This is a genomic window from Fumia xinanensis, from assembly GCF_014384905.1.
In the GTDB taxonomy this organism is placed as follows: Bacteria; Bacillota; Clostridia; order Oscillospirales; family Ruminococcaceae; genus Fumia; species Fumia xinanensis.
On the sequence record NZ_JACRSV010000002.1, the window covers coordinates 21,245 to 45,635 of the forward strand.

Annotated in this window: 20 protein-coding genes and 2 pseudogenes; 11 read left to right on the forward strand and 11 right to left on the reverse strand. The window is 47.4% G+C overall.

The genetic code is table 11. The annotated features are described in order from the left end of the window. The 4 genes and pseudogenes from H8710_RS06685 to H8710_RS06700 all read right to left on the reverse strand — a co-directional run bounded on the left by H8710_RS06685 (position 1) and on the right by H8710_RS06700 (position 3,664). Entirely contained in the window at positions 1-489 is a 489-nt protein-coding gene (locus tag H8710_RS06685; RefSeq protein WP_054354503.1) for an antirestriction protein ArdA, read from the reverse strand. A 128-nt stretch (positions 490-617) separates the two neighbouring features. Continuing rightward, the gene (locus H8710_RS06690) at positions 618-839 is read right to left on the reverse strand and encodes a hypothetical protein (RefSeq protein ID WP_054354504.1); all 222 of its coding nucleotides are present in this window, start codon (positions 837-839) and stop codon (positions 618-620) included. 48 nt (positions 840-887) lie between these two features. Next, positions 888-2,045 (reverse strand): annotated as a pseudogene (mobT, locus tag H8710_RS06695) (MobT family relaxase); the annotation flags it as partial. Between the two features lie 215 nt (positions 2,046-2,260). Beyond that, on the reverse strand, positions 2,261-3,664 hold the full coding sequence (locus tag H8710_RS06700) for an FtsK/SpoIIIE domain-containing protein (protein ID WP_249294744.1): 1,404 nt from the start codon (positions 3,662-3,664) through the stop codon (positions 2,261-2,263). A 90-nt stretch (positions 3,665-3,754) separates the two neighbouring features. Here H8710_RS06700 and H8710_RS06705 point away from each other — a divergent pair, with 90 nt between their 5' ends. Beyond that, complete coding sequence (locus tag H8710_RS06705; protein WP_054354505.1) at positions 3,755-4,348, forward strand: superinfection exclusion B family protein; 594 nt, start codon at positions 3,755-3,757, stop codon at positions 4,346-4,348. Positions 4,349-4,379: 31 nt separating this feature from the next. Here the strand turns inward: H8710_RS06705 and H8710_RS06710 are convergent, their stop codons facing one another. From H8710_RS06710 to H8710_RS06720, 3 genes are all read right to left on the reverse strand, one after another. After that, a complete protein-coding gene (locus H8710_RS06710; RefSeq protein WP_060470629.1) occupies positions 4,380-4,760 on the reverse strand; it encodes a YdcP family protein in 381 nt (126 codons plus the stop codon). A gap of 20 nt (positions 4,761-4,780) precedes the next feature. Continuing rightward, complete coding sequence (locus tag H8710_RS06715) at positions 4,781-5,095, reverse strand: YdcP family protein (RefSeq protein ID WP_054354507.1); 315 nt, start codon at positions 5,093-5,095, stop codon at positions 4,781-4,783. Positions 5,096-5,429: 334 nt separating this feature from the next. After that, a complete protein-coding gene (locus H8710_RS06720; RefSeq protein WP_249294745.1) occupies positions 5,430-6,653 on the reverse strand; it encodes an FRG domain-containing protein in 1,224 nt (407 codons plus the stop codon). 167 nt (positions 6,654-6,820) lie between these two features. Here H8710_RS06720 and H8710_RS06725 point away from each other — a divergent pair, with 167 nt between their 5' ends. The 3 genes and pseudogenes from H8710_RS06725 to H8710_RS06735 form a co-directional block, all read left to right on the forward strand. After that, positions 6,821-6,979, forward strand: coding sequence for a ribbon-helix-helix domain-containing protein (locus H8710_RS06725; RefSeq protein ID WP_021636470.1), 159 nt, complete (start codon positions 6,821-6,823; stop codon positions 6,977-6,979). A gap of 3 nt (positions 6,980-6,982) precedes the next feature. Next, complete coding sequence (locus H8710_RS06730; protein WP_249294746.1) at positions 6,983-8,608, forward strand: recombinase family protein; 1,626 nt, start codon at positions 6,983-6,985, stop codon at positions 8,606-8,608. Positions 8,609-8,661: 53 nt separating this feature from the next. Beyond that, positions 8,662-9,402: pseudogene (locus tag H8710_RS06735) on the forward strand (nucleoside recognition domain-containing protein); the annotation flags it as partial. 95 nt (positions 9,403-9,497) lie between these two features. Here the strand turns inward: H8710_RS06735 and H8710_RS06740 are convergent. Both H8710_RS06740 and H8710_RS06745 read right to left on the reverse strand, forming a co-directional pair. Continuing rightward, a complete protein-coding gene (locus H8710_RS06740; protein WP_249294748.1) occupies positions 9,498-10,805 on the reverse strand; it encodes a sensor histidine kinase in 1,308 nt (435 codons plus the stop codon). After that, positions 10,799-11,479, reverse strand: a complete 681-nt coding sequence (locus tag H8710_RS06745; protein WP_249294749.1) for a response regulator transcription factor — start codon at positions 11,477-11,479, stop codon at positions 10,799-10,801. Before H8710_RS06745 ends, H8710_RS06740 begins: the two co-directional genes overlap by 7 nt. A 165-nt stretch (positions 11,480-11,644) precedes the next feature. Here H8710_RS06745 and H8710_RS06750 point away from each other — a divergent pair, with 165 nt between their 5' ends. The 6 genes from H8710_RS06750 (at position 11,645) to H8710_RS06775 (ending at position 21,949) form a co-directional block, all read left to right on the forward strand. After that, positions 11,645-13,915, forward strand: a complete 2,271-nt coding sequence (locus tag H8710_RS06750) for an ABC transporter substrate-binding protein (protein ID WP_249294750.1) — start codon at positions 11,645-11,647, stop codon at positions 13,913-13,915. Between the two features lie 5 nt (positions 13,916-13,920). Further along, entirely contained in the window at positions 13,921-15,933 is a 2,013-nt protein-coding gene (locus tag H8710_RS06755) for a DUF5344 family protein (protein ID WP_249294751.1), read from the forward strand. After that, positions 15,917-17,143 carry an ABC transporter permease gene (locus tag H8710_RS06760; RefSeq protein ID WP_249294752.1) on the forward strand — a complete coding sequence of 409 codons (1,227 nt, stop codon included), beginning with the start codon at positions 15,917-15,919 and terminating at the stop codon, positions 17,141-17,143. Before H8710_RS06755 ends, H8710_RS06760 begins: the two co-directional genes overlap by 17 nt. After that, positions 17,140-18,069, forward strand: a complete 930-nt coding sequence (locus tag H8710_RS06765; protein WP_249294753.1) for a carbohydrate ABC transporter permease — start codon at positions 17,140-17,142, stop codon at positions 18,067-18,069. The genes H8710_RS06760 and H8710_RS06765 overlap by 4 nt, the downstream gene beginning before the upstream one ends. After that, a complete protein-coding gene (locus H8710_RS06770; protein WP_249294754.1) occupies positions 18,066-18,914 on the forward strand; it encodes a carbohydrate ABC transporter permease in 849 nt (282 codons plus the stop codon). Before H8710_RS06765 ends, H8710_RS06770 begins: the two co-directional genes overlap by 4 nt. Before the next feature lie 158 nt (positions 18,915-19,072). Next, positions 19,073-21,949, forward strand: a complete 2,877-nt coding sequence (locus H8710_RS06775; protein ID WP_249294755.1) for an InlB B-repeat-containing protein — start codon at positions 19,073-19,075, stop codon at positions 21,947-21,949. A gap of 60 nt (positions 21,950-22,009) precedes the next feature. On the opposite strand, the gene H8710_RS06780 is transcribed toward H8710_RS06775, so the two are convergent. Continuing rightward, complete coding sequence (locus tag H8710_RS06780; RefSeq protein ID WP_249295307.1) at positions 22,010-22,687, reverse strand: LrgB family protein; 678 nt, start codon at positions 22,685-22,687, stop codon at positions 22,010-22,012. Between the two features lie 4 nt (positions 22,688-22,691). Continuing rightward, positions 22,692-23,063 carry a CidA/LrgA family protein gene (locus tag H8710_RS06785; RefSeq protein ID WP_249294756.1) on the reverse strand — a complete coding sequence of 124 codons (372 nt, stop codon included), beginning with the start codon at positions 23,061-23,063 and terminating at the stop codon, positions 22,692-22,694. 242 nt (positions 23,064-23,305) lie between these two features. Here H8710_RS06785 and H8710_RS06790 point away from each other — a divergent pair, with 242 nt between their 5' ends. Next, positions 23,306-24,382: an FkbM family methyltransferase gene (locus tag H8710_RS06790; RefSeq protein WP_249294757.1), complete on the forward strand. Its 1,077-nt coding sequence runs from the start codon at positions 23,306-23,308 to the stop codon at positions 24,380-24,382. The last annotated feature ends 9 nt before the right edge of the window (positions 24,383-24,391 follow it).

Here is a 24,391-nt window from a genome sequence, read left to right on the forward strand (position 1 = left end):
TTAGCGAGTGATTTCAAATACGCCGTGGTTCGTGACAACAAAACTGCCGCTGATTTCAAGGTCACGCCCGTAGGCTTCATAGTCAATGTAGTTTTGCAGGCTTGCCGGCACTTCGCCCAAAGCACCTGTTTCTTCAATGAAATAGCGTGCCACATCCGCCATGTCCTCACAGTCGGGATAATGGATAATATCGTCTTCATGCTCGCACAATTCTTCGATACCGCCGAAATAGGATTGTAGTTCGTGAAGCTCTGCCTGTATGTCCTCCGGTAAATCCTCCACCATTTCACATAAACGGTTTACTTCCTCAATGGGCGTGTACTCGTCGATTTCAAAGGGCAGTTCATAGTCATGGATGGCGTATTCTTCGTATTCGTCATTCAAACCGATACGCTCTTTCACTTCGTCAAAATCAATGGGCGGCGTGAACCATGCCCCAACCAATTCTCCCTCGTTGTATTTGCCTAAGTTGGCAATATAGATTCTCATTTCTTCGATAGTGCGTCACATCCTTTCTGAAATTCTTTGTGTACCATTCCGTCACCCCCTTTTCATTCCCCCTATGCCCATCTCCCATAGGGGGAAAGGAGTGTTTGCGTGACCGCAAACAAATTGATTTAAGCTCCGATAATCTTGTTGAACAGCTCTAACAAAATGTCTTTCACACCAGCGGCGTTGAAGACCAGACCAACGGCAATCAGCGAGATAATCAGAAAGCCAATCAGCTTGCTAAATTCACGTTTGAATCCGAGGTAAAGCCCAATCACGACGATTGCCAGCAGTACCAGAGATTGTGCGTTTGATAAAAACCAGTTGTATAAGTTCTGTCCGAAATTCATAAAATCGCTCCTTTCTTTGTTTGAATGTCAAAAGGGAATAAAAAGCAGTTAGATAACCACCTCCTTTGCAGTGGCGGCTTGTTGTTTTAAAATCTTTTCGTGCCGCTCCGTTAGTTTCGCACTGGCGATAATATCCTTTACGACCTGCGTATGGTTGATTTCATCCAGCTTCATAGCCACTTTCAAGGTTGGGGCTACTTGATGGGAAAGCCAGTTCAAGGTACGCTGGAATGAATACGGTTCGGGCTTCGTTGTCAGCTTCATGCTTTCTCGATTTTCCCCAATAAACCACGCCCATTCCTCACTTATCCGCCATTCAGAACGAGGCTTCGTATTGTCCTTATCCACGAACCGCACATAGCGATTGATAATCTTAAAAGCGGTTCGTTCTGGATTGTCATACGCCAGCAGGTCACGGAGGGCATAGTAAGCACGCTCATTTTTCAGCCGGATTTCAAAGCGGTTCTTGACTTCGGCTTCCTCTATGGGAATGTCATTTTTCTTGTACTGCTCAAAATCCTTTTCATAAATGCAGAAGTACACTTCACTCTGTAAAGAGCCGATATACAGCGTGTTTCCCATGCACTCCTTTTCATCCCTCCGCACCAGCTCGCCGCTGCGGTAGCTCTTAAAGCTGCGGAACACGGAAACACATTCCTCATTCCGGCATTTCTCCGTCAGACGGGGGATGTTAAGAATCCCTGTCTTGTCGTTGATGGCAAGGTCAAGCCGCTTCATCACGCCGCCCTCTACCAGACAGTCCATGAAAAACTCGTACCAGCTCCGTTCCTGTGCCAACAGGTAGCTTTCAAACTGACGGCAGCCACGCCCTTTCAGTTCCAGCAGCACGCCTTTTTCTTCTTCGGGTGATACCAGCACGAATATGTCGCCCAGACAGTAATGTTCAGCGTAAGAATAAAAGCCGTAGTCTTCATGGAGCATATAGGACAGCTTCAACCTCAAAATATCTTCAACAACGTGCTTCACATCCAGAGTAGGGAAGCGAATCCGCACATAGTCAAAGAGCATTTCAAGGGGAGCGTCTGGATTGAATCGTTCCAGTGCGTCCAACAGTGATGTTTTTAGTTCTTCGGACGGAAGCACTTTGCCCGTTTCAATGTCGCTTAGATACTGGCGTGTCATGCCAGCCGCTACCGCAAGCCTGCTCTGCGAGATTCCATAGCCGGAGCGTTTTTCCTTTAATTCCTATACCCAAGTATCATGATTCAGTGAATATCCCTCCAATCAAAAAGGCGTATGTCAACTTTCGGTACTTTGCTGACACACGCCGGATTTTAAGGAATCCCATGTAACCAGCAGGATTCCGCTTTATTTTCAGACTGTTTCCAGTCGATTTGTACCCCCCTGTTAGATACGGGGGGTTAGGTGCTGGCGTGCCTTGCGGCACACCAGCCAGCAGGTCAGTCCACCCCTGCGGCTTCCGCTCCGCACGCCGCCTGTGTGTCCTGCCTGCTGTTTGCAAGTAGTTTGATTTCCTTTAGGAAGTCGTGTCCTTTTGGCACAAGGGGCGTGTAAAATTCGGATATGACGCTTGTACCCACGTCTACATAGCCACGCCCTTTTATCTGCTTCAAGAAAAAGTCCTTGTCAGTTTCCCCGAACATCATCCCATAGCCCATTTCAGACATACGCCCAAGAGCCACACGGAAATTGAACTGGTCACGGATTCCGTCGCCCAGATATTTTGCGTCCGGACGCTGGCAGGCAAGAATCAGAAAGAATCCGGCCTGCCGCCCCAGCATGACAATCTGTTTCAGCTTATTAAGGACGGCGGCGTTCTCTTTTGTTCCCAGCATTTCCATGAACGCCACATATTCATCAAAAATAAGGAAGTTCGCTGGCAATCCCAAGTAGGCGTAGTTTTCTCCTGTCTTGTAGCCCTCCATCTGCTTCATATCCTCGCTGCGTTTCATCATTTCATCATAGAAACGGTCAAGGCAGGCGGTCATATCATCCTTTTTATAGTAGACGTTTGGCATGACGGCTTCCAAGTCGGCAAGGTCGGCGTTCTTCGGGTCTAAGACGTAGAGAACAGCATTTGTGCGGAGCAGGGCTTCTATGAGCGTCAGAATGAAATACGTCTTACCGCCGCCTGTTCCTCCGGCAATCAGCATATGGGGCAGCTTGTCATACTCCCACCAGATATTTTTCATCAGCCGGAGCCTGCCATCCTTTGCCTGCACATCCTCTATGGAAATGCGGTTTGCGATAGTATCATAGAGCAGGGTATATTCCACGTAGGAATCCTTTAATTCCTTGTCGGTCAGCTCACAGTACAAACCGCTTTCCAGTTTCTTTTCCAAGTGCAAAAGCTGGTCTTGATATTTTCCCAGCGTGATTTCCACCCGAATATGAATTAGCCCATTTTTTAGCTGGTAGTAGATTTTGGGAAAATAGCTGATTTTCTCCTTTGAACGGCTGGAGGACAGGTCTTTGAAGAAACCGTCTGACTGCACCTGTTCCGCTTCATACCATTTATTTTCCAGAACCATCTTCGCCAGCTTTTGGCGGTGATAGAGCTGTTTCACATAGTCACGGCAGTAGTGCCGGAAGACCAGCGCCGCCGCTAGACAGATACCAGCCGCTATAAAAATAGTTATGTAATTGTAAAGGGAAAGCGAGAACGCCAGTCCGTCATTACGGATAAGGCTGAATGTATTCCAGTCAGTACGCATGAGCTGTCCCATGTTCAAAAGCAGTACGACCATCACGAACAGGAACAGAAGTGAACTGCCACAGAAACGGTACACAAGGGATTTATCGCTGGCTCTTATACGTTTTCCCCTATATTTATAGAATGTCATTGAACCTCCTTTACATCGTTACGAATTAAATAGCCTTTATAATCAAAATTTGGTATAATCAAACCATATCTTTATGTTAGGAGTGAAAGAATGAATTTTGATTTTAACCTTGCGGATTTTTTTAAATTACCAACAAAAATAATGTTTGCGCTTGCGCTTGCTTCGGGTATGGTTCTGTTTCTTCCAGAGAACATAGTTTCCAAAATGTATATGGTTGATTTCAGGAATAAATATGGCTTTGCCATAGGACTGTTATTTTTAATATCTTTTTCAATACTTATAGTCACAGTTGTGATAGGTGGTTATAAATATTTTAGCCACAAACACGCCATGAAAAAATTTAAGGCAACTGCAAAAGAACGACTACAAAAATTAGATGATTACCAAAAAGCTATTGTATATGGTCTATATATGGAAGACAACCATACGGGCGAACTGCCATTACATGACGGAGCTGTGAAATGGCTCAAACAAAATATAGTGATTATAGAAACTACAAATCAGTACGCTGTGTCTGATCTAAACAATGCTGTTTTTCCTTATATGCTACAACCGTGGGCTGTTGAGGAACTCCAAAATGATAGTGAATTACTTACTCATTTCCGTACAGCATTTAGTCAAATAGAAGCCAAATATAAAGTTCAAGATAAATATAATGACCCTTATTCTGGCTTCCCATATTAATCAATAAAAGGATAGTAAGAGAATTGGCTTATTATCCTTTTTTCATGTGTTGCTGATTCTGCGGATTTTCTACTGGCTGTGCTGGCTTTCCTTTCAAGACAATATCATCCGCCTTGATATACCAGTCCACCTCTGCCCCTTGAAACGTGGCGGTTGCGACGGTATCGGCAACGGGATTGATGATTTCCACTTCTGCGTTGTAGTCAAACTCTTTCAGCGGCACGCTGGCAGGGATAGACACTTGAATCATGCGCCCCTGTCCTCTGGATTTCAAATCGTAAGTGCGTTCCTTGATTTCATCCGATACCGTACCATCCTCATTCTGAATCCGTACTTCACGGCGGAGGGCAGAAAACTTCAACGCTCCAAATGTTGCTTCCTTGTCAATCACGATTCCATTTGCTAATCTCATAAATAGATACCTCTCTTTCCTTATGCTTTTACCATGTCGTCTGCATGGAGAATATAGTTTGTGAAGCCCCGTGTGCCGATTTTATAGCCCTCTGCGGTAATACGGGGATTTACCAGCTTGACACGTTCTTCAAAATCAAAATGCTTTTCGCCTGCTTCGGCTGGCAGAATCACGACAATATCATCCGCCCTCTGTACGTCAGAGTACAGATTGAAGCTGCGTGTGAGTACAGTCATGCGCCCATTGATTCTGCGCTGTTCTGTCTTGTCTTCTCCGGCAAACTCCAAGTTGCCGAATGTCTTTTCCATGTTCGGGATAACAAATTTAAGTTCCATATGTTTTTACCTTTCCTTTCTGATGATTGATGGTTAATGGGTTTTGTTAGTTCCTCATTCAGCTTCGTGGAGAATACCTGTCTGCCTGTGATTTATCAAGGGTTGACGTTGTGCTACGCACCCTTGACAAATCCCATTCTGACAGGTATAGGGTAGCCAAGCCGAATAAGGGGGATTTCTGCCAGCCCGTGACTGGCGGAATCTCTACATGATGTTATACGGAGGGGAACGCTCCTGCGGTTCTTGCCGTGGCATGGGTATCACATCCTTTCTGAATTTTGGGCAAGAAAAAAGACGCCCATTGCTGAACGTCTAAATAATAGATTGTTGAACTTTAAACTTTAAATAATTTTCCAGAAGAATTTAAAACTGATTTTGCAATATTATCAATATCACCATAAATTGTGCCTTTATCTATTCCCAAAAGTTGTAGTTCTTTCAAGATATTTGAATGGTTATCTATTTCAATTATTACATCGGCATTAATAGATTGTATATTTAGTTCACAATAATTATACACTCCATCATTAGTGTATAAATATGGCTGATAAATGAAAAAGCTCTGTTGATTAGAAATTCTTTCAAAAAGTTGTGGAGGTTGATACGTAAAATATATATCTAAATCTATATTGACTTTTTGAGGTGCATTTTTGAGTGTATCTAAGATTTCAATCAATATAATTGTGTATAATGTAGCGATAATATCAGAATCAATCTGGAATGTTAATGGCTCATGGACGAGAACCTTTTGAAATAACCCGAATTTATAATCCTTTTCCAATGCCCTAAATATATCTTTATAATCTATATCGTCTGATTTCAATGCTGATTTTATTACCAAATGCAATTCATCAGATAACGAAAGAAAACTATTCAATTCGTTTATCTTTACATACTCTTCTAAAATATTTTTCAGCCAAACATTTAGTGTTGCACATTTGATAGATTTAAAATGTTCTTTTATTGCCTTCAAAAGTTTAAGCGTTAAGATTTCGTCAGTTAATAAAACATCAAATAAATTTCTTCCATTTAGTTCTACAATCAAATCAGTAACATTGATTAAACGTTCTTTCTTTAACATGTAAATTTGAGCGTATTGTGAATAGAAAGGTTTTTTAACTTGATTTATCAAATTATGAATAAAAGTGTTTTGACAAGAGGCGTCTTTTTCAAAATCATCAATGGACATATCACCTATAAATTCACTTAATGTAAACTTTCTCTCACTTTTACCATCACAAGCAAAGAAAAGCGCAACCAATGGAGAATAACTGACATCTACTAAATTGGTTGGAATCCCATGATGTTGACAGAATGCCAAAAAATATTTTCTTTCATCTTCTGAAAGTTGTCCGATAACCCTGTTATAAAAAGAGGTATGGAGATAGGGCATATCATAAATCATATCAGAATCCCAACCGCCACAATAAGGTCTAAATCCACTTGCTTGAATAGAAAAATATGGTTCACTTTGACCTCTGTAAATGAAATCAGAAATAATATTCTCTTCTATAAGAGCTAAGTATTTTGATAAACTATCTACTTTGTATTTTTTCATAATTCCTCCCGATATAAAAGACATATTGTACATTATAGCACTCTTACTTTAACCGTACAATCAATTACTAAAACAATCATTCACGCCTAATAATTACGCAGCTTATCACTGAACGCCTTGACAAAAGTGTTACACTGTGATACACTATATATAAGGAGGTGGATAGTTTGGCTGTTTCTGAAAATAACGTGAGAGTACCTATAACAATTCCAAAGGAATTAAAGCAGCAGTTAGATAATCTGGCAAAAGAGGACAAGCGTACCTTTTCCAACCTATGCGCTAAGATTTTATCTGACTATGTGCAGCAGAAAAAGGATGGTGAGTAACCTTTGAAAATCTTCATATACAGCCGTAAATCGGTATATACAGGCAAAGGGGAAAGCGTTGAAAACCAGATTGAAATGTGCAGGGAGTATATTTCAACCAAAATCCCCGAATCGGATAATGCGGAAATCGTCGTTTATGAAGACGAGGGCTTTTCCGCAAAGAACACGGACAGACCGCAATTCCAACAAATGCTCCGTGATATAAAACTGAATAAACCAGAATACGTTGTCTGCTATCGTCTTGACCGTATCAGCCGTAATGTCAGCGACTTTTCTTCTCTGATTGAAGACTTGAACAGCTACAATATTTCATTTATCTGTATCAAAGAAGAATTTGACACCTCAAAGCCTATGGGAAAAGCCATGATGTATATAGCTTCGGTTTTCGCCCAACTGGAAAGAGAAACGATTGCAGAGCGTGTCCGTGACAATATGCTAATGCTGGCAAGAACTGGACGCTGGCTGGGCGGCACTACCCCAACAGGATTTACTTCTGAAAAGATACAGGAAATCATCATTGACGGTAAAATCAAGACTTCCTGCAAGCTAAAGGACAATCCAGAGGAATTGAAAACCATTGACTGTATTCTGGAAAAATTCTTAGAGCTTCGGAGCATATCCGGCGTAAGCAAATACTTAATCAAGCAGGGAATTAAATCACGCACAGGAAAGATTTTCTCTACCATCGGTATTAAGGAAATATTGCAAAATCCGGTTTACTGTATCGCTGATGAAGACGCATGGGAATACTTTACGGAACATCATTCAGATGTTTGCTTTGAGAAGACCGATTGTTCTAATAAATCCGGTCTGCTGGCATACAATAAGCGTGATTACCGAAAGAAAAGTGCCCCAAGACAGGATATGGATAAATGGATTGTCGCAATCGGTAAGCACAAGGGGCGTATTTCCGGTAAAAAATGGGTAGCAATTCAAAATATCTTGAAAGACAATATCCCCACTGGGAAGAAGCCTGCTATCATGCACAATGACTATTCCTTACTGTCCGGCTTAATCTTCTGTGATAAATGCAAGAGCCGGATGTTTGCAAAGCAGCGGAGCGGCAAAAGCGGCAACCGTGAACTTTACGATTATATTTGTAACAACAAACTGCGTGGCGGCTTAGATTTATGCGATTGTCAAAATCTCAACGGTCAGCAGGCAGACGATATTGTTTGTGAATATCTCATGCAGTACACGGACGAGAACTCCGGTATCTACAAGCTGCTGGAAAAGCTGAAACGTGATTTACAAGGACAGACACAAAAAAGCCCCGTAGCGGTCATTGATGATAAAATCAAAAAATGCAACAGTGAGATTGACAATCTTATCCACACACTGTCACACGGAAACTTAGGAGCTGCGTTCATTGAACGTGTAAATGCCAGAATTACAGAGCTGGACAAAGAGCTTGCTTCCATGAAAGAAGAAAAAGCCCGTCTGCAAAAGGATGTAAACATCATAGCGGACAGGGAAATCCAAGTGGATATGCTGTCCACGGCGTTATCCAGCTTCAAAGACAATTTCCATACGCTGACGATTGAAGAAAAGCGTACCTTAATCAAGCTGATGGTTAAGAAAATTGTCTGGGATGGCAAAGACCTCCATATTTTTATCGACGGCGAGTAGGGAACTGTCAGCCATCTACTCGTCGTATGGAGCAAAGTCGCCGTTTGGATGGTGGCGCATTTCCAACCCTGATTACCCTCATTTCCATCTTCTTTGTCGGAGCGGCGGCAACCATGGGAGCGTCGGTTTTGTCTACGCTGTTTTTAGTGGGTGTTATCGTTCTCGGTGTGCTGATGACCTTTCTCCTCTCCCGTATTCTTTCAAAAACTATATTAAAGGGAATTCCGTCGTCCTTTACCTTGGAACTTCCCCCTTACCGGAAACCCCAAATCGGCAAAGTCATCGTCCGCTCTATTTTTGACCGAACTTTATTCGTACTGGGCAGGGCCATTGTGGTAGCTGCTCCGGCGGGCATCGTCATCTGGCTTATGGCAAACATTTCAGTAGGCGGCGAGACGATACTGGCCCTCTGCACCAACTTCCTCGATCCCTTCGCCTCTCTGTTTGGCATGGACGGTACCATTTTGATGGCGTTTATCCTGGGCTTTCCCGCCAACGAAATCGTCCTTCCGATTATCATTATGTCCTATATGGCGGGCGGAACGCTCATCGAGTTGGATCAGCTTTCTGAGCTGCAAACCCTACTTGTCGACAACGGCTGGACCATCATTACGGCTGTCTGCACCATGCTGTTTTCTCTCATGCACTGGCCCTGTTCTACCACCTGTCTGACCATCCGCAAGGAAACCGGCAGTTGGAAATGGGCGGGGGTATCCTTCTTGGTGCCCACTGTGACAGGTTTTGTCATTTGCTTCATCGTCGCTTCCGTAGGTCGGCTTCTGGGAATCGCTTAAACCGCTCTAAAATTCTTTTTAAAGCAATATCAAAACATAAAAACCGTCCTGTTGTATGACAGGACGGTTTTTTATCATATGAGGCTCAAAGAAAATTATTTTTCTGCTTTCCTGTATGGAGCCGGCAGACGGAGGGTAAAGGTCGTTCCAGTAGAGTCGGTTTGCTTTACATAGAGCTTACCTTGATGGAGAGCTGCAAGCTCCCAGGCGATGCTGAGACCCAATCCAAAATGATTTTTATCCTTCCGAGAGGCGTCTCCACGGTAGAACCGGTCAAAAATGTGGGTCAAATGCTTTGACGGGATGCCGGGGCCAGTGTCGGAAACAGAAATTTCCACCAGCTTGCCTTCGGTTTCCGCTTTCAGTGTGACAGTGCCGTTTGCCGGTGTGTAGCTGAAGGCGTTGTCCAAAAGGATGGTGAGAATTTGTTTCAGCCGCTGCTCGTCCCCATGTATAAGAGGCAGTGTTTCGTCCGGCACCCTGAGGCAAAGCGCCATCCCCTTTTGCTGAGCCAAGGGGTAAAACAGCTCCGCTGTCTCCAGCAACAGGGTGTCGAGGTCTACCGTTTCGGTGCGAATAGACCAGGTTTTGGCATCACTGCCCGCCAGAATCAGCAGATCGTCAATGAGTCGCGCCATGCGGGCGCACTCCTTTTCGATATTGGCGATGAGCTGGGGCGACTGGGATTCGCCGGGGTTCAGGGCGGAGGCGCTGGTGCGGATGACGGTCAAGGGGGAACGGAGCTCATGGGAGGCCGCGGCAATGAACTCGTTTTGACGCCGGGCGTTCTCTTGGATGGGACGGAGGGCCTTGCCGGTGAAATACCAGCAGAGGAACCAGAGAAGGACGATCCCTAAAAGCACTAGTGCCCCGAAGGAGAGGCGCTGAACGGTCAAGCTCCAAGAGAGTGCCGACATGTCTTTTAGCAGGGTGAGGCCTTGCCAGCCGCCGTGGGAAGGAATGACAGCTACGGCTCCCAGATAGTTGTCCCCGTTGTCTCCCTTTATGGATACGGTGACACTGCTCGCTTCCAGCACCGAAAAAGGAGGAATATGCACATCAATTCCCGCTGATTTTCCTGCTTCCTGAGCCCGTTCAATGAGGATGGCCCGGTCGGTTCGGGGCGACCAGCTCCCCCGAAATTGCAAAGGGGAATCAGAATCGGAAATGGAAATGATGAGCTCTTCCGACGACTCCATTTGGGCGAGCCAGGAGTTGGCTACCACCTGATCATTTTGGAGCTTTACAATAATGGAGTTTAAATTGCTCTGAAAAGCATTTTCGCTGCTGGTCTGGAGGCCCTTTTCCGAGATGGACAGGGCTATCAACGTCATGATGAGCAGGACTCCGCCCGTTAGGACGGTGGCGAGGAGGGTGAGCCGCAGGCGGAGTTTTTTCAGCATGGAGGCACCTCCAAACGGTATCCTACCCCTCGTATCGTGGTAATTTTCACTATACTTTGCACTGATTTGAGCCGACGGCGGAGAAAATGAATGTAGTTATCGAGATTTCCGTCCTCCACTGGGGCATCCGGCCCCCAGATCCGGGCCAGCAGCAGCTCACGGGTCATCACCTGTCCGGGGTTGCGCACGAAAAGCTCCAAAAGCCGTGATTCCCGTTTGGACAGGGTGATGGTCTGGGCGCGGCAGTTTAAAATACAGAGTTCCAAATCCAATTCGATATCGCCCAGCTTTAACTTATGTACGCTTTCCCACTGCAAAGGGCGGCGGGAAAGGGCCCTGATCCGCGCCAGTAGTTCCGCCGCTGCAAAGGGTTTTACCAGATAGTCGTCGGCCCCTGCGTCCAATCCATCCACCCGGTCTCCAATGCCGTCCCGGGCGGTGATCATCAGTACAGGTGTGGAAAAGCCTTGCCCCCGCAGGGCGGAAAGAACCGAAATGCCGTCCCGGCCGGGCAACATCCGGTCTAGCAAAATCAGGTCATAGGCGTTTTGCAGGGCGAAGTGCAGCCCGTCTTCCCCGTCGTGGCAGAAATCCGCTGTATGGCCCTCCCGGTTCAGGTGAATTCCCACCGCTTCGCACAGGTCTTTGTCGTCTTCTATTATCAAAATCCTCATTATAAAAATCCTTTTCTTGTTGTTAGTAAAAAGTATAGCAGAAAAATCGGAATAAATCGAGAACACCATTTAAAAAATCTTCACAAAGTCTTTGAGGTTGTTTAGAGAAAGCAGGAGTATCATGAATGCGTCATAGAGAAACCGATCAGCAAAAGGAGAATGGATATGAAACAACATTTACTGAAGATTATCAGCGCGGGACTATCCTTGTGCCTGCTTTTAAGCAGTTGCGGAGGCGGCAGTCAAAAATCTGATAAACCCATGGGGCGCTATGTAGAAGAGCAGATCCACGAGTTCGACGACACCGGACGGATGTGCGGCATAAAACTAAAAGAAAACGGGGACATTAGCTTTTATTATTCCCTATACAGTATGGATGGGACTCCTGGACACATCCTCAGCGGAGTTCTTTCAAAAGGCGGCAGCAATATCGAGACTGCCAAGGTGGAGTGGCTGAGCGAATTGGCTCAGGACGGCAACAACGTCAATGATATTGCCCAAGGGCCGGACGGGGCTGTTTACGCCATTTACCAGGATGCGCAAAATGAGCCTCATCTCGTGAAATCTACAGACGGAAAAACATTTAATGAAATTTTGATTCCCGAATGGAAGCAGAAAGGCAAATCCGAAGGAGAGTCTGGGACGCCGGGTTCCTTTACGGTGACAAACGGAAGCGTCAGCTTGGCCGACGAAGGGGAAGATGGCGAAATTTCATTTGCCGGTTCGGACAGCATTTCGCCCGAAAACCTCTTTGTGCTGGAAAACGGCGATTTCCTTATCTCTTATCCCTACAGCGGCGGAGAAATCTGTCGTTACAGCGGCGCAGACGGCGGTCTTTTGCAGAAATTTGCCATGGGAGGCCGGCAAGTAGCGGTATATCAGAACACCTTAATCACCTTGAATAGTGATATGTCCAAAATCGTGGAATATGACCTGGAATCCGGCAATATAAGCCATGAATACGAGTACGACGGTATCTCCTGGGGCACTTATCTGGGAATCGACAAGGATGGCATATTTGTGGCGGATTCGAGCGGCCTGAGCCGTATTTCCAACGGTGGAAGCATTTGGGAACGGGTCATCGACGGGGGCTTAACATCGATGAATATTCCCACCATGGCGCTTTGGCAGATGATTTCCGACGAAACCGGCGTCTATTACGGCATTTTTATAGATAGCGGTGACGACTCCAAAACCCAGGTTATGAAGTATACATACAGTGCCGACACCCCTACCAGCCCTGACACTGAGCTGACTATTTTCGGCCTCAAACGGAATACCACCATCCGGCAGGCAATCGGCGAATTCCAGCGTCAAAATCCAAACGTCCGCATCAACTACCGAGTGGCAATGGAGGACGACTCTTCCGTGACGGTGGAAGACGTCATAAAAGCGCTGAACACCGAATTGCTGGCGGGCAAAGCCCCCGATTTGCTGCTGCTGGACGGACTGCCGGTAGAATCTTACATTGAAAAAGGCGTACTGGCAGATATCAGCGGCCTCGTCAAAGACTTGACCGGGTCGGAAGGATTGTATGCCAATTTGATGAGAGCTTTTGAGCGGGAGGGAAAAGTTTACGGTGTGCCGTCCCGATTTACCATTCCCGTAATGGTCGGGGACAATTCTGCGATGGATTCCCTGCAGTCCCTGACTGACGCGGCCAATCAGGCAAAACCCTTCGATCCCGATACCGTCCAGACTTTCCGTACACCGGACAGCGTTGCCGGGGAAAGCCTTCTGTCTGAATATTACGACTACTTTGTTAACGACTGGCTTTCCGGCAAAAACATCGATGAAGCAAAACTCACTTCTTTCCTGACGGATATCCAGAATCTCTATCAAAACGCAAAAGCTTCTGGTGGTGAGAGCGGCATGAGCGGCGCCGTGATGATTTCCTCCACGACAGCAGACGGAAACGGCGAAATTGTGCCCATGGGGGCTATGGACGTTGGACAGGGCAAGGTAAAAACCGATATTGAGCAGATCAACGGCCTGGCGACTCTGGGCTTTATTTTCCGAAATATTCAAGATGTGGAGAACGTTGGAATACGCTCTTTGTTTGGTAAAAACGAATATACGCCCCAGTGCAGCATCGGCGTCGTCTCTTCCGGAAAACAGCAGGAATTGGCAAAAGAGTTTGTCAAGACGCTCCTCTCCGCCAGGGTTCAGGATCAAAATCTGGGCGATGGCCTGCCTGTAAATGAAAAGTCCATGCAGAAGGGCTTTGACAGGTTTATCAAAGACATGGAATTGGAGCAGGGGAAAGATTTGGGCTTTATGGAACTCTGCAACAACCTCACAACCCCTATCGCTGTGGACTATGTGGTCAAAGAAACAGTCCTCGCTTTAGAAAGCGATATTCTCAAGGGGACACTGGCCCCTCAGGAAGCGGCGAAAAAGATTATTGAAAATACAGAAATCTATCGATCGGAGTGATAAAAATGCGGTTTTCACTGGCTGAAAAACTGCAAAAACAGCTGTCCCGGGAAAAGGTGAGGCTGGAGACGGGGGAACGCCCCCCGTCCCGGTTTAAGGAGCAGACACAGAGAACGGCTGTCAAGGCGCTGGCGATTTTTTTTGCCCTGATGCTGCTCCTCACTATTTTTTCCAGAATGGCGGAAGGGGCAACCGTGGCAAAAGTAGGTGCCGAGGGCGTTCAGAGCGGCATTCTCACCGACCGGGTCAACGCGTCGGGAAATATCGAGGCGCTGGGGGACGTGAATGTGAACCTTCCGGCCGGCCTCGACGTGGAAAAGATACAGGCCGCCGCGGGACAGCAGGTAAAAAAGGGCGATCCACTGATACAGCTCAATACAGAGCAGGTGCAGGAAAAGCTCGAGAGCCTCCGGCAGGAGATCAGCTTGCTTGACCTGAAAATCCAGAGTGCTGACAAAGGAAACACCAGCGAGAGTGCTGCGCTCATCGCTGAAGCGAAACTCACTCTCCAAAACGCTCGGGAGGACTATGAAACTGCTAAGGAAAACGGCCAGCGGACTGTTCAGAGGGCCGAGGAGGACCTCAAAGAAGCGGAAGACGCGCTGGAAAAGGCAAAGGCCGAGCTGACAGACATCGAGTCCAAAGCGCTGAAAGAACGGGTCAAAAAAGCGGAAGAGGAGCTGGAGGCGGCGCAGGAAGCGTTGGAGGCCGCCAAGGAATCCCGCCAGGACGCTATCGATTCGGCCGAGGCCGGCATCGAAAACGCCAAACAGGCCGGAGCTGGCCAAAGCCAGGCTTACAGCCATGCGGAAGCACAGCTGAATCGGGCGATGGATACTTTGGACGCGGCAAAAAGTGAACTGAAAAGAGCCCAGGAATCCGGCGACGCGGATGCCATCGCGGCGGCGAAGGACGCTGTGGACAGTGCCTTCCAAAGCTATGAGGACGCAAAACGGGCTTTGGACGCGGCGGAAGAGGGTATGTCAAGCTCCGGGCAGAGCGTCAGCAAAGCCCGGGAAGAGCTGAAAAGAGTGACGGCCCGCTGGGACAAAAAAGTAGAAAAGGCAGAGGCGGACGCCGCGGAAAAAGAAGAGCTTCTCAGCAAGGCGAAAACGGATAAGGATGTAAGCGAAGAGGCAAGCGTCATCGCGGGGAAGAATGCGATTGATTCGGCAGAACAGGGCGTTAAAAACGCAAAGCGGGCAGTTGAGGACGCGGGGATCGGATTGGAAACCCAGCTCGTTTCCGCAAAACGGTCGGTGGACAGCGCCGACCGGGGCGTGACCCAAGCGGAAAACAAGGCGGATTCTGAGCGGAAATCCAGCATGGAAAACCGTCAGCAGGCTCAGATTGAAAAATTAGGCTACCTGTCAGAGCGGCGTGTGAAAGAAAAAGAACTGGAAGCGCTGGAAATGCTTGCCGAAAACGATGGAATCCTCGTCTCTCCCATCGACGGAAGCGTCGTGACGATTTTGGGCGAGACAGGGATCACACAGGAAGGCCAGAAGCTGGCGGTGATTTCCCGGAAGGACAGGGGATTTGCCTTCACTGCCAAGCTTCCGGAAAAAGAGGCCCAGAACCTGCGCGTGGGCGACAAGGGAAAACTCAGCTACACCGCCGACGGCAAAAGTGGGACAGCCGACGCGACAGTTACCGCCGTCAGCCCCACCGACGAGGAAGGCAATGTGACCGTGACGGCCCATTTAGGAGAAGGAAACTTTAGTGTGGGAACGGCCTCGATGGAAATCACCCGGCAAAGCAAGCAGTATTGGAGCGTTCTGCCCCTTTCCGCTCTGCGTAATGACGCAAAGGGTGATTTCGTACTGGTCATGCAGGAAAAGAAAACCGTCATGGGCAATGTCCAGACTGCGGTGCGGATTCCGGTCCAAGTTGTGGATAAGGACAGTGAAAAAATGGCGGTAGAGAGCAGCCTGATGCCGGAGGACAAAGTTATCACCGACAGTAACAAACCGATTTCAGAAGGGGATAAGGTGCGTCTCAATGGCAAAGATCAATAAACAAGTGTCCTCACTGATTCTTCTTCTGTTGCTGGTCATATGTTGGAGCGGGAACCTGACCTTAAGGCAAAGGCTTACCGGCCTGTCGGGGGACGTGAGCGTCCGGTATGTGGAAGGGGCGGGCGTCAGTCCCGCTCAGGTGAGCCGGGCTGTCCGATACGGGAAAGAGGATGGGAACGATTCTTTTCCGGAGCTGACCCTATGGAGGGAAAAGCGGAATCAGCCCCTGTCCGATGGGACGTTTCGATCCGGCATCGCCGATGTCTTGGAATTTTTCGGCGACGGCGGTTCGCTGATGCCGGTATCGATGTCTAGGGGCAGCCTGCCCGCGAAAGGGGATTTCCAGGGCTGCGCTGTGAGCAAGGATGTGGCCCAGTCACTGTGGGGAAGCGGCGATGTGCTGGGGAAAACCCTCGTCTACAACGGAGTATCTTACACTGTACGGGGCGTGTTCGAGGGCTGTAAAAATTTGGTGTTCGTCCAGGGCGGGGCGGACGATGAAGACCTTTATCCCGCCCTGCTCCTCACCTTTACGGAAGGCGGGAGCAATATGGTTGAGGACGCCCGGAATTTTATGACCCGGTACAGTTTACCGATAGGCGATATTCTGGATATGTCGCTGCTTTTGTGGCTCGTCAACTTTTTATCGGCACTTCCTGCCGCGGTTCTTGTGATTTGGCTCGTCTACCGGCTGCTGCGGCAATGTTTCCGCCTCCGATTTACACCGCTGCTCTTCATCGCTTTTTTAGTTCTGGCTGGGGGGGCGATTTTTCTCTCCGCTTGGGCTGGAAACCTTATGGGCTTGCCTCAAAATCTGATTCCCACCAAATGGTCGGATTTCGACTACTGGGGAAAACTGTTTCAAAACTCGAGTAACAGCCTGGGCACGGCACTCCGACTGTCGCTTACGGCGCGGGATATGCAAGTTTGGTCGGCCGCTTTGACGGGAACGCTTCTTTCGGTGACAGGGGCGGTGCTGTCGGTGCCGATGGTGCGCCGCCTGAGAGCTCGGAGCCTCAACGGGCTGGGCCTCGGCTGCGGAATTTGGTTCGCGGCGGCATTTGGCGCGTCTCTTTTTTCCGGTGCGGTCGGCGGCGTTTCTCAAAACAGAGGATTCTGGCTGGCGGTTCCAGCCATTTTAATCAGTTTATATGCTGTCGGCCTGTTTGAATCGCATTTAACATTTAATGAGAAAGGGGGAATTGGATGAAGATGAGCTTGGCACCGAGAATCCGGGTGGCAGCGGAACGAATCTTCCGGCAGAAGGAAGCTGAAAACGGAAGGCTGGCCGGTAAAAAGCGGGACTTCGTCCCTTATATTTTTCTCGCCCCCAGCTTCGTATTGGTGACGGTCTTTATTCTGATTCCTTTCATTGATGTCGTCCGCCGCTCCTTTTTTTCGGCTATGAGCAACCAGTTTGTGGGACTGAAAAACTATATTGTCTTGTTTCATAACGATGCTTTTCGGCTGGCCGGGTGGAACACCATCAAATTTACATTGGTATGCATTCCGATTCTGCTCATATTTTCCCTGCTGCTGGCATTGATTGTCAGTGCTTTCAAAGAACAGCGTGGCGTTTTCAAAACTTCCTTTTTACTCCCTATGGCCATTCCGGTGGCGTCCATTGTGCTGCTCTGGAAGGCGGTGTTTGAAAAGCAGGGGCTTTTAAACGCGGTGCTGGAATGGGCGGGACTTGCTCCCATCGACTGGATTCATTCGGAGTTCGCTTTTTTCGTGCTGGTGTTCACCTACCTATGGAAAAATGTCGGGTACGACATGGTTTTGTGGCTCTCGGGTATCAGCGGAATCCCACCCGCCCTTTATGAGTCGGCGCAGATCGACGGAGCGGGGGCGGTGCAGCGGTTTTTTCGCATCACCCTGCCCAATCTGATGCCGACGGTGTTTACCACCGCAGTGCTTTCGCTGCTCAACTCCTTTAAGGTGTTCCGGGAGGCCTATCTCATCGCTGGAGCCTACCCCGACAAGAGCATTTACATGCTCCAGCACCTGTTCAACAACTGGTTTGCCTCTCTGGACATCGATAAAATGTGCGCCGGAGCGGTCGTTATGGCGCTTGTCGTCTTCGCAGTTATCCTGCTGCTGCAAAGGCTTCTTGGAAGGGAGGAGTCCCAATGAAAAAGAGACGGTTTCTCATGGGAGCCCTGCTGCTCCTGCTTGCCTTGACGATTTGGGTGCCTCTCTGGCTGCTGATTTCCGGTTCTTTTATGGGCTCCCAGGAGATGGGAGAAAATCTGGCTCCGATCCTGAAGACGGGAAAGACCGGCTACGCCCTTTGGCCGCTGCTGCCTCAGTACCCCACCTTTCGGTCTTATGTGGAGCTGCTGGTGGATTCACCCCAGTTTTTCACCATGTTCTGGAACTCCTGCATTCAGGTTTTCCCGATCATTTTGGGGCAGGTGCTCATCGGCGCACCCGCTGCCTGGGCCTTTGGGCGCTACCGGTTTAAAGGCAGGAAAGCGCTGTTTTCCCTCTACATGATTCTCATGATGATGCCCTTTCAGGTGACGATGGTGTCGAACTATCTTGTTTTGGATAGCCTGCATCTTATCGACACTATATGGAGTATCATCGTACCGGGGGCGGTGTCCACCTTTCCCGTCTTTGTGATGACGCGTTTTTTTGCCGCCATCCCGGAATCGTTGATGGAAGCGGCTTCGCTGGACGGAGCGGGGGCGCTCCTTACATTCTGGCACATCGGAATCCCGTTGGGGGCGCCCGGCATTCTCTCCGCTGTGGTGCTGGGATTTCTGGAGTATTGGAACGCGCTGGAGCAGCCGCTGGTCTTTTTGAAAGAACAGACCCGCTGGCCTTTGTCTCTTTACCTTCCTACTGTGACGACGGACAATGCGGGTGCGTCTATCGTGGCGTCTGTCATTATGCTCATTCCAGCTTTACTGATCTTTCTGTTCGGTCAGAAGTATCTTGAACAGGGAATCAGCGCGTCGGGACTCAAGGATTAGTTTGAATTTAATAAAATATTTCACACAAACAGGTAAAATTTTGAAACTTTTTCAAAATTTTACCTGTTTTATTTATAAATAAAAAATTAGTATATAAAAATGATTATTCTTAATGGACAATGAAATGCGTTTTGCATTCAAAGAATGGGAGGTACGAAATGAAAAATAGGTGTTTTTTATCGATGTTGATTGCCCTTTCAATGGTTTTCACCATAGTTCCTTCGGCGGTTTTTGCCCAGGGACCGGAAGTGCCCAATGGTGCTTTTGAAAATGGTAATAACCAGGAATTTACAAATGATGAGGTGACGGAATCGGACAAAGTGGTAGGAACGCAGTCAGCGCCCTTTTTGATCAGTACCAAAGAGGATTTGAAGGCGCTGGCCACCTTTGTAAATGGAGGTGTGAATCCCAAAGGGTATACGAACAACGAAGACAGTTACTATCAAATGACGGCGGATATCGATTTGGCGGGGGAAAATTGGGTGCCCATAGGAGAAGGAGAATGGGATGAAAACGCATTTCATGGTACTTTTGACGGCAATGGGTATGTCATCAAAAATCTGACGATACAAAGTGTCGATTCTGAGAAAGGCGTTGCCGGCTTGTTCGGATGGGGCAGTGGATCCTGTAGAATTCAGAATCTTGGCGTGATCGACTGCAGCATCGACGCTTTGAACAGTGCTGGAGCAGTGGTTGCCGCCATGGCGGGTGACATCGAAAACTGCTTTAGCACCGGTACTATAAAAGGCGGCCAAGTAGGCGGAATAGCCGGGGTTCTTACGATAGACACTTCTATATCTGACTCAGATAATGATGGAGTAGATGACCCTGAAAGCTGCGGCAGTATCAAAAATTGCTATAGTACCGCTGAAATCTCGGGTATTTATCAAGCGGGTGGTATCGTAGGATCTTGTAATTTTGGAAAAGAACTTGTCAATACATATTCCACTGCCAATGTGGAGTCTACGGATCCAAATCCTAATAATGATTCCAGAGCGGGCGGCATTACTTCAAATTACGGCAACTGGGGAATGAATCCGAAAATTGCGAATAATGTATCGTTAGGGCAGATTGTGAGGACGGCGAATGATGCATATGCGGTATGTCGTGTAGGAGGAAATTTTTCCGGAAACGGGTATGATAATTTTGCCTGGAAAGATATGCGCCTTTATTATAAAACGAATCTTCTGGACTTGTATATTGATTCGAATCCCAAAGAAACCGATGGAGAAGATATTACCTGCGAAAACGGAATTTTAAGTCATCAATTTTCCGATATTTTTCAAAACGACTCCGCTTGGAACTATGAAGACAATAAGCTGCCTACCCTCAAAGTGTTTGAGGGAAAAACCAGTTATCATCAATCCAGCAACCTGCCGGATTGGATGATGAAGGGGGGCAAGCTTCCCACCCCGGAAGCTTTATTTGATCCCTATACGCTAGTGCTTTCCAATGTTACGGACACCATGCAGTATTCCCAGGATGAAGGGGCAACATGGAACGTTATTACGGGAACAAGTGCGACTTTGAATATTGGAGATCTGGTTGTGGGACAGATATTGGTACAGAATATCAGTACGGATGATAAAATTGCCAATAGCGATTATCAAATTATTTCTTTATCGGATGTATATCTTTCTCCATTGGTAGAAGTCATGAATCCTGACGCTCCTGGAAAGATGGGGACGCTTTACTTGCCGGGAAGATATATGGACGATCATGATGTTGAATATCGGAACACTGCTGATAAAAACTGGAAAACAGTGAATGGAAGAGCTATTCCGAACCTTGCCCCCGGAACTTATGAAGTTCGCTTAAAACGTACAGATCTGTTAAATGGTTATCCAACCGTTGTCGAAATTAAAGAAACGGATGCAGCATACGCCATTACTGCGGCCCCGGCGGTCATCGATTTTGGAACCTGTCCCCAAAATCAGTTGTCATCCGTATTACAAAGAGAGATTACCATATCGAATATTGGCACCGAAGAAGTATGGGTAGCGGGTTTTCCACATGATTTTGATATTGATTTGGAACTTCCTACAAACGGCATCCAGATTTCAGCAGGCTCTACTGCAACATTCCATGTCAATCCCAGTCAATATCTAGATCCTGGTGTTTATGAAGATTTTGTCATCTTTTCAACCCATCAGGGAAATACCGCTTTGGTCAATTTAAAGATCACGGTGACCCCTTCCTCTGACTATTTTCTGACGGTAAACGGCAGCTACGCATCCAACAGCGGGGAAGGCGCTTATACTGCGGGACAGCGCGTCCGCATTGATGCGGGAAGCCGCTCCGGATATGTCTTTGACGGGTGGAGTTCCACAAACGGCACAGTGAAATTTGACCGTTCCGACAGTGCCCGTACCTATCTCACCATGCCGGACGCAAATGTAACCGTATGGGCTAATTGGGTGCCCAGCGGAGGTGGTGGAGGCAGTGGGGGCAGCAGCGGGGGAGGTTTGCCGTCCGGAGGAGGCTCCACTACGAAGCCGATAAAACCAACGGAACCACAAAAACCGACTACGCCCGTCACCCCGCCGACACCCGCCGTCCCCACCTGGGAAAAGTCTGGGAGTCTCTGGAAGCTGAAAGGCGTGGATGGAAAATACCAAACCGGTTGGGCAAAAGTGGAAGGTGCATGGTACTATCTCAAGTCCGACGGCGTGATGGCAACCGGCTGGCAAAAAGTCGGCAAAACCTGGTATTATCTGACGGATTCCGGCTCCATGAAGACCGGCTGGCTGAAGCTGAACAATGTGTGGTACTACCTGAAAGCTTCCGGCGCAATGGCGGCCGGATGGCTACAGGTGGGGAACACCTGGTACTTTATGGACGCCAGCGGTGCTATGAAAACAGGCTGGCTCAAAGAGGGCGGTACTTGGTATTATCTCAAACCGTCCGGTGCGATGGCAACCGGATGGACTTGGATAGGAAATCGTTGTTATTACCTCTATCCCAATGGAAAAATGGCTTCCAATACGACAATTGATGGATACCGTATCGATGCGACCGGTGCCTGGAAACGTTAACTAGCTAAAACAAAGAAAAAATCAGCGGCCTTGTCTATTTTGCAAGGCCGCTGATTTTTATCATAAGAATAACGAAATGAGTACCGTTAATATTCCGGAAACGCCGATGGCAATGCCGCTCATGGCTCCTTCAGCTTCTCCCATTTCTACCGCTTTGCTGGTCCCCACAGCATGGCTGCTGGAACCGATTGCCACACCGATGGCAACTTTGTTTTTCAGCCGCAGGAGCTTTACGAACAGCGGCGAAAGCATGGCCCCAAGAATACCGGTTACCACGACGGCCGCCACAGTAATAGAAGGGGTACCGCCGAGTGCGGAACTTACTTCCATAGCGATGGGGGTGGTGACGGATTTGGGCAGCATGGAGGCTAAAAGCGATTGGTCCAGCTTAAAGAGCCTGCATAGCAGATAAACGCTGCCGATGGAGGTAACAGCTCCGACGAAGCACCCCACTAAGATGGGAAGCCAGTATTTTTTGAGCAGATGAATCTGGTGATAGATGGAGTAGGCGAGAACGGCTGTAGCTGGAGCGAGAAACATCGAAATGACATCTCCGCCTTTCAGGTAACTTTCCAGAGGTATGTGAAAAACCTGTAAAACTGCAATCACCAGGGCAATCGCAATTAAGAGAGGGTTGCATACAGGCGTTTTTAGCTTTTTATTGAGGAATAATCCGACAGCGTACATCAAAATGCTCAGCGTCACGCCGAACAAGCTATTTGAAACGATGGATTCCATGATTTTACCCATTGTGCCTGCTCCTTACTTTTTCCATTAGTTTAATCGTGCCGATTACAGCGTACGCAGAAGCGGTGAAAGTGAGAAACGTGGTAACGAGACAGATGAGCAGCAACGTCAGTATATTCCCTTTTAATGCCGTATATTGCTCAATGATGCAGACTCCTGCCGGAATAAAGAAAAAAGCCATGTTTTTTAATAGAAATCCGGATAGGTTTTGAATCCAGTGAGGCTTGAACATCTTGGAAAGAAGCAGCAAAAGCAATATGACTAGACTCAGCACACTGGCCGGAAAGGGAATGGGAAGCAGTTCGGAAATAAACTGTGCTACAAGGCAAATGGAGAATATAATCAGCAGTTCACGTAAAATTTTCATAAGGTTTCCTCTTTTACCATGATATTTCAGCTTGTCGTAAAAATTATACCTGATTCTCAGGGGCTTGTCTATGGGGAATGTTTCTGTTTTCCTCTAAAACAATCGAAAACTTTTGATAGTATCTCCAGTCTAAAGGCAATAAAGTTTTTTGAATAAATTATCAAAAAATGATTGTTAAGCTATAGACAAAGTGGAAATATTACGGTATAATAATACCATCATTATCATGGGGGAGTTTGGGGTTGCTTGATTTTGTGAAACAAGAGTCCATCTGGCGAAGGCTCCAAAGGGAAACTCGTCCCATTATACTGTATGGAATGGGTGATGGAGCTCTCAAAATTATGGCTGCCTGCCGAAAATACGGGATAAAAATCAGCGGCGTTTTTGCAAGCGACGAGTACGTCCGGGGCCATTCCTTTGAGGGATATCCAGTGAAAAAACTCAGTGAAGTTGAGGCGGAACATGACGATTTTCTGGTCCTTCTCTGCTTTGCCGCTTTTACTCCCGAACTGCTCCAAAAAATATTTGACCTTCATCGTCGCCACGAAGTTCTGGCGCCTGATGTGCCGGTTTTTGGCGATGGCCTGTTCGACGAGGACTACTTTTTTAGTCATCGAAAAGAACTTGATGAGAGCTATTCTCTGCTGGCGGATGAAACTTCCAAACGAGTTTTTGAAAACGTTTTAAATTTTAAACTCAGCGGAAAAATTGAGCTGCTTCGGGAAATCGAAACGCCAAAATCGGAAGTCTATGAACGAATTCTCTGTTTGGGAGCACAAGAACATTATCTGGACTTAGGCGGATACGACGGGGATACTGTTCAGGAATTTCTGCGAGAGACCAATGGGCAATACAGTTCAGTAACAGTGCTGGAGCCGGATGTCAAAAATTTTCGCAAGCTGCAAAAAAACGCGGAACGCTGCGGCTGGGATAGAACTGTTCTTTTAAATGAGGGAATATGGGAAAAGGACACCAATCTTTGCTTCGATAATCGGGCTGGGCGCAATTCTTTTTTAAGTGAAACCGGACGGGTAAAGGTTCCAGTTCGTTCTGTGGACAGTTTATTAAAAGACAAGCCATGTACTTTTATTAAGATGGATGTAGAAGGAGCAGAACGGCAAGCGTTTTTGGGCGCACAGAAAACCCTCCAAGCCCAAAAGCCAAAACTTGCTTTTTCCGGTTATCACCGAAACGAAGATCTTTTCGATTTGCCGCTGCTTCTCAAGAAAATCGAGCCGGCCTATCGGATTTACCTCAGGCATCACCCTTATCTGCCTGCGTGGGAGACAAATTTCTATGCGGTGGCAGACTTTATATGACATGCGTCA